The following is a 15,031-nucleotide window of genomic DNA, read 5'->3' on the forward strand; positions in this document are numbered from 1 at the left end:
TTCCTGCGCAGGCAGGAACGCCTCACCCGATATGATAATTGTTCTCTCGCCGGCCAAATCGCTCGACTACGAAACGCCGCCGCACGTGAGCACGCACACCGTGCCTCAGTTCGTCGACGACGCGGCCGAATTGATCGAAGGCCTGCGCGAACTGAGCCCCGCACAGGTCGGCTCGCTGATGAGCATTTCCGACCCGCTCGCTGCGCTCAACGCTACGCGCTACGCCGAGTGGTCGCCGCGCTTCGATACCTCCAACGCCAAGCAAGCCGTGCTCGCTTTTAACGGCGACGTCTACGAAGGTCTCTCCGCTCGCACGCTCGACGCCACGCAGCTTGACTTCGCGCAGAAGCATCTGCGTATCCTGTCGGGCCTGTACGGCGTGCTGCGTCCGCTCGATCTGCTCCAACCGTACCGTCTCGAGATGGGCACGCGCTTCGCGAACAAGCGCGGCCGTGATCTCTACGCCTTCTGGGGCGAGCGTGTGACGCAAACGATCAACGCGTCGCTCGCCGAGCATAGCGAGACGCGCCGGGTGCTGGTGAATCTGGCATCGGAGGAGTACTTCAAGGTCGTCAAACGCCGTCTGGTCGAAGCGCCGGTCATCACGCCGGTATTTGAAGACTGGAAGAGCGGGAAGTACAAGATCATCAGCTTTTACGCGAAGCGCGCGCGCGGTCTGATGGCCCGTTACGCCATCGAGCGCGGCGTGACCGACGTGCAGCAACTCAAGGCGTTCGATACCGAGGGCTACGCGTTCGACGACAGCGTGTCGAACGATTCGCTCTGGGTGTTCCGCCGTCGCGTGGCCTGACGCCAGCCAGTCCCCCGCCCCGGGCAAGATCCCGGGGCTTTTCATTTTCGCCAGCGAGACCCGTCATGACCGTCCAAATCAGCAGCCGATTCGACAGCGGCGCCATCCATGTGGTGAGCGCCGAGCGCGCCGACGATATCCATGTGCGCATCGCGCAAGACGGCGCGGCCGAGTTCGCGCAGTGGTTCCATTTTCGCGTGCAGGGGGTGGGCGGTACACCGTGCCGCATCGTCTTCGATAATGCGGGACAAACGTCCTATCCGCGCGGCTGGGAGAACTATCGTGCGGTCGCGTCGTACGACCGCGTGACGTGGTTCCGCGTGCCGACGTCTTACGACGGCCAGGTGATGACGGTCGCCTTTACGCCCGAACACGACAGCGTGTATCTCGCGTATTTCGAGCCGTATGCGGAGGAGCGTCACCTGGCGTTGCTCGGCACCGCACAGAATTCGTCGCGCGTGCGGTCGCGCTCACTGGGCCAGACCGTTGACGGGCGCGATATGACGTTGCTCACGGTCGGCGAGCCGCGCGCGGGCAAGCGCAACATCTGGGTGATTGCACGTCAGCATCCCGGCGAGACGATGGCGGAGTGGTTCGTGGAGGGCCTGCTGCGTCGTTTGCTCGGCGCGGGCGACTGGACTGGCGATCCGCTGGCGACGGCGCTGCTCGACGAAGCGGTGTTCCACGTCGTGCCGAACATGAATCCCGACGGCTCGGCGCGCGGCAATCTGCGTACCAACGCGACGGGCGCGAACCTGAATCGCGAATGGCTCGAACCGGACCTCGTGCGCAGTCCTGAAGTGCATCACGTGCGTGCGGCCATCGAAGCGACCGGCTGCGATATGTTTTTCGACATCCACGGCGACGAGGCGCTGCCCTACGTCTTCCTGGCGGGCAACGACGGTGTCGAGTGGGGCACGGAGGCGGTGCTGGCGCGCGAGAAGGCGTTTAGCGAGCGCTTCAAGGCGGCGAGCCTCGATTTCCAGGACAAGTTCGGTTATCCCCCGGGCAAGCACGGCATGGAATCGCTCAAGCTGGCGTCGAAGTGGGTGGCGCATCGCTTCGGCTGCCTGTCGCTCACGCTGGAGATGCCGTTCAAGGACAACGCCAACCGGCCCGATTCGCAAGTCGGTTGGAGCGGTGCGCGAAGCGCAGCCCTCGGCGCATCGATGCTCGCGGCGATCTGGGCGCAGATGCAAGCCGATCAGGCATAACGAATCAGGGGCAGAAACAAAAGCAGTCGAAACGCCCAAAACGCATGAAGTGACGCCAGGGATGTGCCCTTGGCGTCACTAATATCTGACAGATAACAGGAATGCAGCGCGTTAACTTTCCACTCTGTCAGGGAGCAGCATGCCTATCGACTTCAACGCGGCAAACGGGTGTACCCCCGTTCAATTGGCACCTGAGCCACCCGGCACTTCATTCTCTACGTTCTCATCCGCCTGGCGAAGCTTGCAGCAGGCCCATCTGCTCACGGATGGGTTCGATGGGGGGACGTTTGAGGCCCCCGATACGTCCACGCCGATGTCGTCGATGCAAACCGTTTGGGCGACGCCGACGGGATATCCGGTCGATGCATCGACGGTTTTCCAAAGCCCTCTCAATCCACCGCAGCATTGCCCGTCGAGGCCGCTTCCGGTTGCCACGCCTATCGAGTTCATGCAAATCATGGACAAAGTCCGAGCGGCACACGAGGCTGACGATTCGCGTCCCATAGACGCTTCGTGGTCGGTGCGGTTGCAAAGCGTCACGCGCCCCGGGCTTACTCCGACCCCACAGGCGTTCCATGAGGGTGGGATGTCCCCGCACGAGCGGCGCATTGGCGAGACGCATGGTCGCGACGTCGGACTTTTCACGCCGTATTTAGGACCTGATGCGGCGGCGGTCCGTGACTCCGCGCACGTCGAATTTTCAACGTCACTGACGACAGTACGTGCGCGATCCGACTGGGGGAGGATGAATGACGCGTCGTCGGGCATCTCGCCGTGGCTTCAGGTCCAACGCCCGGTCGCTGTGATTGCGCCGCAGCGGTTTGAGCCCGCGATGACGGCCACTGACACGATGACGATCAACGACGCGGTGGGCGGCGCAGACGAACGCTTTGTCGCCACCGAGCATTGCGGCACCGGAGAAGCGACACCGCGGCGTTGGCAGGATCGAGTCAAAGTGACAGAAGCGCTTTTGCTTCGCATTGAGGCGCTTGGCGCGAGTGGCATCGCAGCGAAGGGCGGGATCGGCGAGGTAGCGAAGGCGAACGGTATCGCGCGGAGTACGTTGAAGCCCTATATCTCCAGTACTGGCCTGCTTTCCGCGGAAGGGCGCATCAGAGTACGCGAAGGTGGCCGGTTTCGTGCTGGCAAAGTGACCGCCGGGTTGTTGAAGGCGCTCAAAGAGATGGGGCCAAATGGCATTCAGTCCAGAGGCGGGCTGCAAGCCATTGCGAGAGAGGAGGGGGTCGCGTTTCGCACTTTAATGAGCCTCGTTACCATGCGTGGTGAACCGTCCACCCTAGGGCGTGCAAGACTCGATGAGTTCGACCCGGCTCGCCGAGCAAGAAAGAGGCCGGTGACCGCTGAAATACTGCTTAGCATTCAGCGCCTGGGCGCGAGCGGCATTCGCGCCGCAGGCGGACTGCCTGCCCTGGCTAAGCGGCATGACGTTTTCCTCAGCAGTCTGCGAACCCTCATCAACAGTAAGGCAAAACTGGGACCGGATGGAAAGCGGGTATTGACGGGCGAGCGACCCAGTCGCGTTGCCAGGATATCGAACGACTTGTTGCGAGACGTCAAGGCGCTGGGTCGAAAGGGGATTAAAGCGGCGGGCGGGCTTGCCGGTTTGGCAAAAGCTAACAACGTTAAATTCGAGGCGTTACGACGCTACATCAACTGCCGAGGCGTGCTGACGCCTGCGGGGCGGGTCAGACTTTACGGCCCCGATCCGTCTCACACTGCCAGAGTTACGCCGAGTTTGCTCCGGGAGATTGAGGCGCTTGGCAAGGACGGAATTGCGTCGGAAGGCGGGTTAGACGCACTGGCGAACAAGCGACACGTTGCGCCGCACACCTTGAGGCAATACGTCACACTGGGCGGCAAGTTGAGGCGACCAGGAACTGCCATGGTGGCGCGATACATGTCTGACAACGTCAGTGTGTAGCGGGACGTGACGTGGCGGTCGTTGCGCTTGCCCATGTGAGCGGACAGACGTGACAAAGCGTAGCGCGATCTCTCGCGCTACGCGTCCTGAATACGTTTCACGCCGACGAATCGGCGCGCAGCGATCAGTTCTTCTTTTTCGTCGTGCTCTTCTTCGCGCTGGTCGTGCTGGTCGACTTCGAAGACGAGGCTTTCGCCGACGACTTGCTGCCCGTCGACTTGGCCGTCGTGCCTTTCTTACCCGACTTCGCCGTGGCGTGAGCGGCTTTACCGCGCGTGTTGCCACGGGCTGCACGCTTCACGGGTTGCTCGACCTGCGAGAGCGGCGATGTGTAGTCGAAGCCCATCATGCGGCCATCGACGTATCCGCACCGAATGTGGATGTTGTCGGTCTGGCCGCTCGTGCGCTTGCCGACGCCATCGAGTTCGACCATCTGCGTGACGTCGACCCGTTGCTTGCGATCGTCGAACGGGCCGTTCCACGGTTCGATTTTCGCGTGCTCGGGATCGAGCGCCGTCTCGCCGTACTCGACACTTTCGTAGCCGGGCAGCGTGGCGACGACGAAACTCGCGTGCGCAGCGCAGTCGGCCACCATCGGATCGGCATGACGCGTGTTGATGAACTGCTCGACCAGCGCGCGATGCTGTTCGAGGGTGAAGGCCTGTACCGGGGCCGTGAAGGTCGACAGGCAGAGCGGCGCAGCGATGGATGCGATGCCTGCGACCTGGCGCACGGCTCGCATCACGACGCCTGCGGCGCGTTGAAAAAATCGATTCGACATTGCTTGACGTATTCTCGGGGGCGTAAGAGCCGTGTGTGTGAACCGGCTCTGAGCATTGCAGAGCAATGCGGGCATGCGTTTCCCTCATCTTATGAGTCGCTGGCATGCGCCGCTCGCGAAGAAGCTTGACCGCATTTTGAAAGACAGCGGCGAAGCGGCATCCATCTTAACCGAAAAAAAGCCGCTCACGCCCGCCGGGTAAGCCCGCAGACGTCATTGCGTCGCGCTTGAAAGTTACAGCGCGCTACAATGCGGGCCATCCACGCTGCGTAGTGACGTTTCAAAACGTGAACGTCGGCATGGAAAACGCCTCTCGTTCTTGCAGGTTTCTCGCAGCTTCTACCGCGCTTATGCGGCAACAGGGGGCGCATTGTGTCATCGCAGGCGCTGACGCAATCGCTCGAACAGCGGCACATTTCCGGGCTTTTCACGCGAATCGTGCAATTCATGCCGTTCATGCGATAGGTGTTCGCGCGTCGCCCCGTTTGCCTTGGCAATTTTCTTATTCGGCATGTTCGCAAACTCACGCACTGTCGGCAGTGCTCAGACCGGTCCGCACGACAAGTTGGCGGAACTGGTGAACCGTCACCGCGACGCCATTTTTCGCAAGCCGCTTGCGGCCTACAGCGCCGGCGCCTTCGATGCCGCGATTGCCGCATGGCGCAGCGCGGGCGCAGCCCCACTGATCATCGACGCCGGATGTGGCGTGGGCGAGAGCACACTGCGCCTCGCCTCGACCTTTCCCGATCACTTCGTCATCGGCATCGATCAGTCGGAGAGCCGCATTGTGCGCGGTAAAGATTGGTGGGACGGCGAATGGCCCGAGAACTTTGTTTGGGTGCGCGCCGATCTCGTGGACTTCTGGCGGCAACTGCACGACGCGGGCATTCGCCCTGCGCGGCACTACATTCTCTACCCGAATCCGTGGCCGAAGATTGGGCAGCTTGCGCGTCGCTGGCATGCGCACGCTGTATTTCCGACGGTCGTCGCGCTCGGCGGCGTGCTCGAATGCCGCAGCAACTGGGATATCTATATCGAGGAGTTCGCGCTGGCCGTGGAATGGCTGAGCGGCGTGCACCCGGAGGTAGAGGCGTGGGTGCCGGAGGACAGTGCTGCGACGATGACGCCGTTCGAGCGCAAGTATCTGGCATCGGGGCACACGTTGCATCGATGTGTGGTGACGTTGGCACCTCGCTAATCGTCGCAAAAGCAAATCGGCCGTGCGCTCATCACGCACGGCCGATTTCTATTGACGCACGATCAATGGAAGTGCGGGCGGCTCGGTTCGGCGTCTTCCGGCATTTCCGCATGGACGACTTCGCCCACGGGGTCCGGATAGAGCGGCACGCCGCAGTCGTCGCAGTATTCCGGATCGAAGCGGCCCGGATGCTTGCGAATCTCGGTCACGCCACAAGCCTTCAGCAGGTCCGTGACTTCGTCGAGCGCGCCGCCTTCGACTTCACCGTTCTCGCGACCGTAGAGCGGCCACACCACGCCGTAGATCACGTCGTTGCTGCCGCGTTGCGTGAAGCCGATGCGGTACTCGTCGATATTCTGTTCACCGAAGCCGGCCACCACAGCGCGCAGTTCCGGCGGCGTCAGCGTGAGAACGTCTTCCAGATAGCGCAGCGCGGTACGAATCGTGTGCGGACGAATACGTTCGTCGGCTTCGCGGCAGCTGGCGTAGTAAGCGTCGGGCAGAAGGCACTCGATCTCGCAGCCGGGCAGCAGCGCATTCAGATTCGGCCCGCCTTGTGCCGACCAGGCTTCCTGGCACTGGCCGCGTTCTGCGTGACGCGGACCGTCTTCCTGCCAGCGGAACATGGCGGCACCCTTCGGCACGGCGACGGCGGCCAGCAGGAAACGCGGATCGGCGAGGATGGGGGCCGTCTCCGGCAGGTCGTTGCCGGGCTGCTTGACTTCAGCGTTGCTGACGGCGGCCTGCACGAGTTGCTGCGTCACCTTCCACGATTCGCAGTGCGTGCGCGGGAGCTGGTCGATGCTGTAGAGGTACGGCGAAATGGCCACGCGTGCCGACTCGGCGAGCACGTGCGCGTGCAGATGGGCGCGAACCGGCATGAGCGCGTCGGCCTTCACTGCGCCGGATGGAATGGCGTAACGCGTCCAGGCGAGGATCGGGATGGCGACGAGCAGGCCGTCCCACGTCTGGCCGTCGGCCTCGGGTTCGGCGGATTCGCTTTGCGACTCGATCAGATCGGCGAGCGCGCCATAGGCTTCGCTATGGTTGGCCTGGAGATGGTCGAGCGCGGCGTCGATGGCCGGCTGGTTGCCGGTGCGCAGCACGCGCGTGAGCAGCGTGTCGAGCTGGGCTTCCCAGAAACGGTCTTCGATGCGGCTACCCGAGGCGGCCAGCGCGAGCGCGTGGCCGACCAGCTTCTCGGCGTCGGGGGTCAGTCGTTTGGCGGTGCGTGAGCGCATAGTCGTGCAAAGCAGAAACACATGAACTCACGATTGTACGGCATGCGTGAACGCGATAGATGGGACGCTGTCACCAAACGCGTCGACTCCGATGGCGATAGGGGATATCGCCATCGATGGGCAGCCACCAAACGGGCCGTGCGCCGGCGGCGTTTGACGCCGAATCAGAAGTCGAATGCGAGATTCGCCGGGGCCGAGAGACGCGTATGACGCGTCGTGGCGGCGCGGGCACCGATGACGGGGGCGAGTGCTGCGCCTTCGAGCGAGAGCAGGGCCAGCTTACGTTCTACGCCGCCTGCGTAGCCCGTCAGCGTGCCGTCTGCGCCGATCACACGGTGGCAGGGCACGATCAGCGTTATCGGATTACGCCCGTTGGCGGCACCGACCGCGCGCGATTTGTTCGCATCGCCGAGCGAATGGGCGAGATCGCCGTAGCTGCGCGTCTCGCCGAACGGGATGCGGCGCAGTTCGTCCCAGACGCTCTTCTGGAACGGCGTGCCGTCCGGTGCGAGATCCAATTCGAACAGACGGCGTCCGTCGTGGAAGTACTCGTTGAGCTGTTCCTTGGCGGCGTCGAGCACCTTGATACCTGCGCCGTCGCGACGCGTCTCGCCGTCTCCGGGGAAGTACTTTTGCTGAGTGAAATAGACGCCGGTCAGCGCGTCGCCATTGGCGACCAGCAGCATCTCGCCCAGCGGGCTGTCGTAAAAGGCTTCGTAATGCGTTGTCGTGCGTGTCGTCGTGCGGGTCATGCAACCACCTCCTGCAAATTCATGACCGGCTGGCCAGCCGGTCCCTGTGCCGCAGCACGCCAAACGTGCAATGCAGCATACGCGCGCCACGGTGCCCACTGGGCAGCGCGCGTGGCGACGGCGCGGCCGTTGGGCACGCCGAGCGCCTGACGCAGCACCAGATCGTCCACTGGCATGGCGTCGGGCGAGCCGAGGGCGCGCATCGCGATGTACTGCGCTGTCCACGGGCCGACGCCTTTGATGGCGAGGAGCGACGCCATCGTCGCGTCCAGCGGCGCGAGCGGATCGAGCCGCAGCGTGCCGTCCACAATCGCCTGGGCAACACCGTGAATTGCGGCGATACGACTTCGAATGATACCGGCTTCGCCGAGGGCGTCGACGGGCACGGCGAGCATTTGTGCGGCACTCGGAAACGTGTGTGTCAGACCGTGGACGGGTGTCGGCAGCGGCGTGCCGAATCGCTCGGCGAGTCGCCCGAGCAGGCGACGCGCGCCTTTGACGGTGATTTGCTGGCCGACGATGGCGCGCACGGCGATCTCGAAGCCGTCCACTGCGCCGGGCACGCGAAGGCCGGGCGTCGCGAGGGCGAGGGCGCCGAGATGAGCGTCGATGACATCGGGGCGCGCGCCGAGGTCGAACAGATGACGGAGTTTGCCGAGCACTTGCGGCACGCTGCCTGCGAGGGCGGGGGGGAGTGTCACCTGCAAGGCGTGACGATTCGGGAGCGGCGAGATGCGGCACCAGCCAGCGACGGTCTGCCCATCCTGCCGTTGAAGGCTAAGCGTGCGGGTATAGACGTCACCCTCACGTGACTCGACGCCTTCGATGGCGCGATCGCCGAGAAAGTCGAGCAGGGCGTGCCAGGCGAGGGGCGGGCGATAGGCGAGTTGAAAGACCAGATCGCCGTCGGGAATGGTGGCCATGCGGGCGTTGTGTGCGCTCAGGCGCAGGCGTCCGGGGGCAAAGCCATAGCGCGATTTGAAGAGCCCGTTGAAGCGCCTGACGCTACCGAAGCCAGCGGCAAGCGCCACCTCGGTCACTGGCAGCGCGGTATCGGTGAGCAGACGTTTGGCGAGCAGCAGTCGCTGTGTTTGTGCGTACTCGACGGGAGAGACGCCGAACTCGTCGGCAAAGATGCGGCGCAGGTGACGCTCTGTGATGCCGATACGGGCAGCGAGATCGGGGAGTGGGGCGTGATTGAGGAAGCCTTCGTCGATCATGGCGGCGGCTGCGTCGGCGAGTTCGCGGGAGGCGTCGAAGCGTGCGCCGCCGGGCGCGAGTTCAGGGCGGCACTTGAGGCAAGGGCGGTATCCGGCCTTTTCTGCGGCGGCGGCGCTACCGTAGAACGAGCAGTTCTCGAAGCGGGGTGTGCGAACGTTACAGACGGGACGGCAGTAAATACCGGTCGAGGAGACGCCGACGAAGAACCAGCCGTCGAAGCGTCGGTCGCGTGCCGAGACTGCTTTGTAGCAGACATCCGGATCGAGCTTCATGGTGTGGGGGGAGGGGGAAAACATGGTGTCACTCTACGCGCGAGCCGGACGTCCGGCTAGTCATTTTCGGACATGACAGTACATCGGAGAAATGAGGATGAGGGGGAGGTTTGTGGCCCTGGGCAATACAGGCAGACGCAAGGGAGCGCTTACCGAAGCGACTTTCAGTGGAGCGCCGGGAAGTGCTCCCTTGCGTCTGTCCCGCTGCGTTGTGGGAGGGTGGAGGCGGTGAGGGCGGGAGGGTTTTCAAAAGCGAGAGCGCCCCCCAAACGAAAACCAAAGAAAAAACCCGGCGCAGAGGCCGGGTTTCGTCTTTCGGGGGCTGGCGGGCATCCACATCGCCATCCAGCCCCCCCTTGCGTCACATCAGAGCGACCGAACTTAAGCCGCCGCGAGCAGTTGACGCAGCACGAACGGCAGGATGCCGCCGTGCTTGTAGTAGTCCACTTCGATCGGCGTGTCGATACGCAGCAGGACCTGCACCTTTTGCGTTTCGCCGTTCTTGCGATGGATCACCAGTGTGACGTCTTGCTGCGGCTTGATGTCGGCCGTCAGACCTTCGATGTCGTACGTTTCTTCGCCCGTGATGCCGAGCGATTCCACGCTGTCCGAGCCCTTGAATTGCAGGGGCAGAACGCCCATGCCGACCAGGTTCGAGCGGTGGATACGTTCGAACGAACGGGTGATGACCGCCTTCACGCCCAGCAACTGCGTGCCCTTGGCTGCCCAGTCGCGCGACGAACCCGTGCCGTACTCTTCACCACCGAACACCACCGTCGGGGTGTTCTCGCCGACGTACTTCATGGCGGCGTCGTAAATCGAGAGCTGTTCGCCGCTCGGCTGGTGAATCGTCAGACCGCCTTCTACGCGCGAGCCGTCGGCCTTTGCGGGGATCATCAGGTTCTTGATACGGACGTTGGCGAACGTGCCGCGCATCATCACTTCGTGATTGCCGCGACGCGAACCGTAGCTGTTGAAGTCGGCCTTGAGCACGCCGTTTTCGAGCAGCCACTTGCCCGCCGGCGACGTTTCCTTGATCGAGCCAGCCGGGCTGATGTGGTCCGTCGTCACCGAGTCACCGAATACGCCCAGTGCGCGCGCGCCCTGGATCGGCTTGATGTCGGCGTTCGGTTCCATCGAGAAGCCGTCGAAGAACGGCGGCTCGGCGATGTACGTCGACGTCGGCCAGTCGTAGACCTGACCCTTCGAACCCTTGACCTTCGCCCACAGCGGGCTCGGTTCCTTCACCGAGTCGTAGTTGGCCTTGAACACCTTCGCGTTCATGGCGAACTTCATCAGCTTGTGGATTTCTTCGCTGGTCGGCCAGATGTCGCCCAGGAAGATCTCGCGGCCGCCCTTACCCTTGCCGACCGGTTCGGTCATCAGGTCGCGCGTGACGTTGCCGGCGATGGCGTAGGCCACGACCAGCGGGGGCGAGGCGAGGAAGTTGGCGCGGATGTTCGGGTGAATACGCGCTTCGAAGTTACGGTTGCCCGACAGCACGGCGGCCGCGACCATGTCGTTCTTCGTAATCGTCTCGTTCAGTTCGGCCGTCAGATCGCCGGCGTTACCGATACAGGTCGTGCAGCCGTAAGCCGTCACGCCGAAGCCGAGCTTCTCGAGGTATCCCAGCAGACCGGCTGCGTGCAGATACTCGGTGACCACGCGGCTTCCCGGGGCGAGCGACGTCTTGATGTGCGGCGCGACCTTCAGGCCGGCTTCCACGGCCTTCTTCGCCAGCAAACCCGCGGCGAGCAGCACGCTCGGGTTCGACGTGTTCGTGCACGACGTGATGGCGGCGATGAGCACGTCGCCGTTGTTCACGTCGATGCCGCTAGCCGTCTTGTACGTCGCGTCGAGTTGTTCTTGCGTCAGGTTGAAACCGTTCTCGGCGACCGGCTTCGTGAACAGGTCCTTGAACGTCGACTTGACGTTGCCGATTTCGATGCGGTCTTGCGGACGCTTCGGACCGGCCAGCGACGGGGCGACCGTGCCGAGATCCAGCTTGAGCGTCTTGGTGTAGTCGATGCTGTCCGTCTTTGGCACGCCGAAGAGGTTCTGGGCCTTGAAGTACGACTCGAAGGCATCGATTTCTGCCTTCGTGCGACCCGTGCCCTGGAAGTAATCGATCGTCTTTTCGTCGACCGGGAAGAAGCCCATCGTCGCGCCGTATTCCGGTGCCATGTTGGCGATGGTCGCGCGGTCCGGCAGCGCCAGGCTCGACGTGCCTTCGCCGAAGAACTCGACAAACTTGCCCACGACCTTCTCGCGACGCAGCATTTCCGTGATCGTCAGCACCAGGTCGGTGGCGGTCACGCCTTCGCGCAGACGGCCCGTCAGCTCCACGCCGACGACGTCCGGCGTCAGGAAGTACACCGGCTGACCCAGCATGCCGGCTTCGGCTTCAATGCCGCCCACACCCCAGCCCACCACGCCGATACCGTTGATCATGGTGGTGTGGCTGTCCGTGCCGACGAGCGTGTCCGGATAGAACACATCGTCCTTCTTGTGCACGCCGCGCGCCAGATATTCCAGGTTTACCTGGTGGACAATGCCATAGCCCGGTTGCACGACGCCGAACGTGTCGAACGCCTGCATCCCCCACTTCATGAACTGGTAGCGCTCGTTGTTGCGCTGGAATTCCAGTTTCATGTTCAGATCGAGCGCCTTCTTCTCGCGGAAGTGATCGATCGTGACCGAGTGGTCGACCACCAGATCCACCGGCACCAGCGGCTCGATGCGCTTCGGGTTCGTGCCCTGACGCTCGGCGACGTTACGCATCGCGGCCAGATCGGCCAGCAGCGGCACGCCCGTGAAATCCTGCAGCACGACACGTGCCACGACGAACGGGATTTCGTCGGTACGCTCGGCGTTCGGCTTCCAGTTGGCCAGTTGTTTGACGTGCTCTTCGGTCACCTTCTTGCCGTCGCAATTGCGCAGCACGGACTCGAGCACGAGGCGGATCGACACCGGCAGGCGTTCGACATTCACACCCAGGGCCTTGCCCAGTTGGGGCAGCGAGTAGAACTTGCCTTTCTTGTTGCCGCCGAGCTTGAACTCTTTAAGCGTTTTGTGGAGGTTGTGGGCCATGATCTTTCCTTGAGTGATACAGAAAAACAAAGCGTGGTGAAGCTATTAGTGGGGGCCGGTATCGCGCAGGCACCTGCCTGGGTGCCCGCTACGATGCCGGTAGGTCATGCGTCCGGCGTGCCGGGTACTGCGAAGACTTCCGATGACTTCCGGTGAAACCAAATGTGCAGCAGTAAAGCAGTGCAACAGGAAAGCGGCTGGCGCATCACGTGAACTGCGCCGGTATCGACCCGGCGCCAGCTCAGTTGGTCACCTTGATCAACTCGTTCGATTGCGTCGGTGCTGCCTTGTTCTGCTCCGACATCGCTTGCGTCATGCACTCGTCAGCCAGACGGTTGCCGCCATCGCGGTGCGTGAAGAGCATGGCCTTGGTCGGAATCACGACCAGATCCATGCCGCTTGCTGCGTCATAGAAACGGTCCGCACCGGTCGTCGTCACTTGACGCGGCAGCTTGTAGTTACGGCCTTCCCAGAACATCGTCAGGATCTGGTCGCGCTTCATGTCACCCTTGATGTACAACTTATTGTTCTCTTTGCAGCTCCAGAGTTCCGAGCCTTCGTCCGGTTGCGCGGGGGCTGCGGCGACAGCGGCCTTCTTCTTGGCCGGGGCCTTCTTCTTCGGAGCGGCCTTCTTGGTCGTGGTTTTGCTGCTCGTGGTGGCGTCGGCGGCAAATGCCGTCGGGACGAGGGCAGCAGAGCACAGGGCAACCAGCGCAGTCAGACAAAGCTTCTTCATGGTGAGTCTCTCCAGAGGGTAAGAACCGACGTTTGCAAAAGCGCAGATTATCGTACGAAGTCTGCGTCGTTCGACGTCACCACACAAATTTTTTCAATTCCTTTCACGCAAGCGCGACAAGCGACGGCGGTAAAAACCGGCGTCGCGCTGAACTGTGTTACGGTGCGCAAAGCTGAGAGGGTGGCCAAATTGGCGTCTGACCGAGTCTGACAGCGCTTCGGATGGAAACCATCCTGTTTGGAAATCGGGAAGCGCTGCGGGCGGAGTGCTTGGCGAAACGAACGCAAGGAGGTGCGGATGAGGGCGCTGCGTTCTGTGGGCGGCAGGGCGTTCACTACGTTCGCCGCGGGCGTTACGCCGGCGCCGGAGACCCGGGGCAGTGCGCTGCTTGCGGCAATCGGACGCTGCATTCGCTTGGCCAAGAAATCGCTCGATGATGCGTGAGGGAGTGGCGGGATCATAACGCCGTAGCAGGTTAGTGTGCTACCGGGGCGCGGTATGTCGTCACTCTGGATTCAAGGAACGTACGGGTGCTGCTCGTGAGGCGGGGGGGGGGGCGCCGGCACTGGGGGTAGCCGCCGGCGCAGTTTCGGCCCGTTGCGACGCTTTTGGCGTCACGCGGGGCCGGATCCCGGGGTATTCCTGGGAAATCAGCCCAGCAGATGGGCCACGCCAGCGCGCTCTTCTTCGAGCTCCTTGAGCGTGAAGTCCATCTTTTCACGCGAGTAGGCGTCGATCTCGAGGCCTTCCACGCGCTTATACTTGCCGTTTTCGCAGATCACCGGCACGCCGTAGATCACGTCTTGCGGAATGCCGTACGAGCCGTCCGACGGGATACCCATCGTGACCCACTTGCCGTTCGAGCCCAGCACCCAGTCATGGATGTGGTCGATGGCGGCGTTGGCAGCCGAAGCGGCCGACGACAGGCCACGGGCTTCGATGATGGCAGCGCCGCGCTTGCCGACGGTCGGCAGGAACACGTCGTTGTTCCACACGTCGTCGTTGATCATGGCCTTCACGCTTTGGCCGTCGATCGTGGCGAAGCGGTAGTCGGCGTACATCGTCGGCGAGTGGTTGCCCCACACGGCCAGCTTTTCGATGCTCGCGACCGGCTTGCCGGTCTTGGCGGCGAGTTGCGACAGGGCACGGTTGTGATCCAGACGCAGCATCGCGGTGAAGTTTTCCTTCGGCAGATTCGGGGCCGACTTCATAGCGATGTAGGCGTTGGTGTTCGCCGGGTTACCGACGACCAGCACCTTGACGTTGCGGCTGGCGACTTCGTCCAGGGCCTTGCCCTGCACCGTGAAGATTGCGCCGTTTGCTTCGAGCAGGTCCTTACGTTCCATGCCCTTCGAGCGCGGACGGGCGCCAACCAGCAGGGCGACGTCGGCATCCTTGAAGGCGACCTTCGGGTCGTCGGTCACGACCACGCCGGCCAACAGCGGGAACGCGCAGTCTTCGAGCTCCATCACGACGCCCTTGACGGCGGCTTGAGCTTGCGGGAGGTCGAGCAGTTGCAGGATGACGGGCTGATCCTTGCCGAGCATGTCGCCATTGGCGATACGGAACAGCAGGGAGTAGCCGATTTGGCCAGCGGCGCCGGTGACGGCGACACGCATTGCGGGTTTTGCCATGAGAATCTCTCCAGACGTGTACAAATAATCCTCCGAAGCTCAGGATGGGCTCACCGTCCGGGTGGCAGTTTTTGCCAGGCTGACAGCGCCGCGTCACATGAAGCTTCTAAAATTCCTTGACCTACGGAAGCTTGCGGGC

The 15,031-nt window shown here is 62.9% G+C and carries 12 protein-coding genes; 4 read left to right on the top strand and 8 right to left on the bottom strand.

Going from position 1 to position 15,031, the window contains the following annotated elements:
- The first annotated feature begins 31 nt into the window (after window positions 1-31).
- From yaaA to PAQ31011_RS16205, 3 genes are all read left to right on the top strand, one after another.
- Window positions 32-811, top strand: a complete 780-nt coding sequence (gene yaaA / locus PAQ31011_RS16195) for a peroxide stress protein YaaA (protein ID WP_150576781.1) — start codon at window positions 32-34, stop codon at window positions 809-811.
- Window positions 812-876: 65 nt separating this feature from the next.
- Window positions 877-2,025, top strand: coding sequence for a M14 family metallopeptidase (locus PAQ31011_RS16200; protein WP_150576782.1), 1,149 nt, complete (start codon window positions 877-879; stop codon window positions 2,023-2,025).
- 313 nt (window positions 2,026-2,338) lie between these two features.
- Window positions 2,339-3,967: a hypothetical protein gene (locus PAQ31011_RS16205; protein ID WP_150576783.1), complete on the top strand. Its 1,629-nt coding sequence runs from the start codon at window positions 2,339-2,341 to the stop codon at window positions 3,965-3,967.
- A 124-nt stretch (window positions 3,968-4,091) separates the two neighbouring features.
- Here the strand turns inward: PAQ31011_RS16205 and PAQ31011_RS16210 are convergent, their stop codons facing one another.
- On the bottom strand, window positions 4,092-4,748 hold the full coding sequence (locus PAQ31011_RS16210; protein WP_150576784.1) for a BspC domain-containing protein: 657 nt from the start codon (window positions 4,746-4,748) through the stop codon (window positions 4,092-4,094).
- Between the two features lie 511 nt (window positions 4,749-5,259).
- Between PAQ31011_RS16210 and trmB the strand changes: the two genes are divergently transcribed.
- Window positions 5,260-5,946, top strand: a complete 687-nt coding sequence (gene trmB / locus PAQ31011_RS16215; RefSeq protein WP_150576785.1) for a tRNA (guanine(46)-N(7))-methyltransferase TrmB — start codon at window positions 5,260-5,262, stop codon at window positions 5,944-5,946.
- Between the two features lie 62 nt (window positions 5,947-6,008).
- Here the strand turns inward: trmB and PAQ31011_RS16220 are convergent, their stop codons facing one another.
- The 7 genes from PAQ31011_RS16220 to PAQ31011_RS16250 form a co-directional block, all read right to left on the bottom strand.
- Complete coding sequence (locus PAQ31011_RS16220; RefSeq protein WP_150576786.1) at window positions 6,009-7,187, bottom strand: DUF2863 family protein; 1,179 nt, start codon at window positions 7,185-7,187, stop codon at window positions 6,009-6,011.
- 164 nt (window positions 7,188-7,351) lie between these two features.
- Window positions 7,352-7,939 carry a methylated-DNA--[protein]-cysteine S-methyltransferase gene (locus tag PAQ31011_RS16225; protein ID WP_150576787.1) on the bottom strand — a complete coding sequence of 196 codons (588 nt, stop codon included), beginning with the start codon at window positions 7,937-7,939 and terminating at the stop codon, window positions 7,352-7,354.
- Window positions 7,936-9,432: a DNA-3-methyladenine glycosylase 2 family protein gene (locus PAQ31011_RS16230; RefSeq protein WP_150576955.1), complete on the bottom strand. Its 1,497-nt coding sequence runs from the start codon at window positions 9,430-9,432 to the stop codon at window positions 7,936-7,938. Before PAQ31011_RS16230 ends, PAQ31011_RS16225 begins: the two co-directional genes overlap by 4 nt.
- Window positions 9,433-9,813: 381 nt before the next feature.
- Window positions 9,814-12,522: an aconitate hydratase AcnA gene (gene acnA / locus PAQ31011_RS16235; protein ID WP_150576788.1), complete on the bottom strand. Its 2,709-nt coding sequence runs from the start codon at window positions 12,520-12,522 to the stop codon at window positions 9,814-9,816.
- Between the two features lie 241 nt (window positions 12,523-12,763).
- Window positions 12,764-13,258 (bottom strand): hypothetical protein, encoded by a 495-nt coding sequence (locus PAQ31011_RS16240; RefSeq protein ID WP_150576789.1) that lies wholly within the window; start codon window positions 13,256-13,258, stop codon window positions 12,764-12,766.
- 47 nt (window positions 13,259-13,305) lie between these two features.
- Window positions 13,306-13,680, bottom strand: coding sequence for a hypothetical protein (locus tag PAQ31011_RS16245; RefSeq protein ID WP_150576790.1), 375 nt, complete (start codon window positions 13,678-13,680; stop codon window positions 13,306-13,308).
- 228 nt (window positions 13,681-13,908) lie between these two features.
- Entirely contained in the window at window positions 13,909-14,892 is a 984-nt protein-coding gene (locus PAQ31011_RS16250; protein WP_150576791.1) for a malate dehydrogenase, read from the bottom strand.
- Window positions 14,893-15,031 lie beyond the last annotated feature (139 nt).

Origin of the sequence: Pandoraea aquatica (assembly GCF_902459565.1) — a bacterium.
GTDB classification, from domain to species: Bacteria; Pseudomonadota; Gammaproteobacteria; order Burkholderiales; family Burkholderiaceae; genus Pandoraea; species Pandoraea aquatica.

What these genes read in the sequence shown, in the direction of transcription:
- PAQ31011_RS16240 (WP_150576789.1), bottom strand. Translation starts at nt 13,258, where the DNA reads ATGAAGAAGCTTTGTCTGACTGCGCTGGTTGCCCTGTGCTCTGCTGCC.
- PAQ31011_RS16210 (WP_150576784.1), bottom strand. Translation starts at nt 4,748, where the DNA reads ATGTCGAATCGATTTTTTCAACGCGCCGCAGGCGTCGTGATGCGAGCC.
- yaaA (WP_150576781.1), top strand. Translation starts at nt 32, where the DNA reads ATGATAATTGTTCTCTCGCCGGCCAAATCGCTCGACTACGAAACGCCG.
- acnA (WP_150576788.1), bottom strand. Translation starts at nt 12,522, where the DNA reads ATGGCCCACAACCTCCACAAAACGCTTAAAGAGTTCAAGCTCGGCGGC.
- PAQ31011_RS16220 (WP_150576786.1), bottom strand. Translation starts at nt 7,187, where the DNA reads ATGCGCTCACGCACCGCCAAACGACTGACCCCCGACGCCGAGAAGCTG.
- trmB (WP_150576785.1), top strand. Translation starts at nt 5,260, where the DNA reads ATGTTCGCAAACTCACGCACTGTCGGCAGTGCTCAGACCGGTCCGCAC.
- PAQ31011_RS16225 (WP_150576787.1), bottom strand. Translation starts at nt 7,939, where the DNA reads ATGACCCGCACGACGACACGCACGACAACGCATTACGAAGCCTTTTAC.
- PAQ31011_RS16230 (WP_150576955.1), bottom strand. Translation starts at nt 9,432, where the DNA reads ATGAAGCTCGATCCGGATGTCTGCTACAAAGCAGTCTCGGCACGCGAC.
- PAQ31011_RS16200 (WP_150576782.1), top strand. Translation starts at nt 877, where the DNA reads ATGACCGTCCAAATCAGCAGCCGATTCGACAGCGGCGCCATCCATGTG.
- PAQ31011_RS16250 (WP_150576791.1), bottom strand. Translation starts at nt 14,892, where the DNA reads ATGGCAAAACCCGCAATGCGTGTCGCCGTCACCGGCGCCGCTGGCCAA.
- PAQ31011_RS16205 (WP_150576783.1), top strand. Translation starts at nt 2,339, where the DNA reads ATGTCGTCGATGCAAACCGTTTGGGCGACGCCGACGGGATATCCGGTC.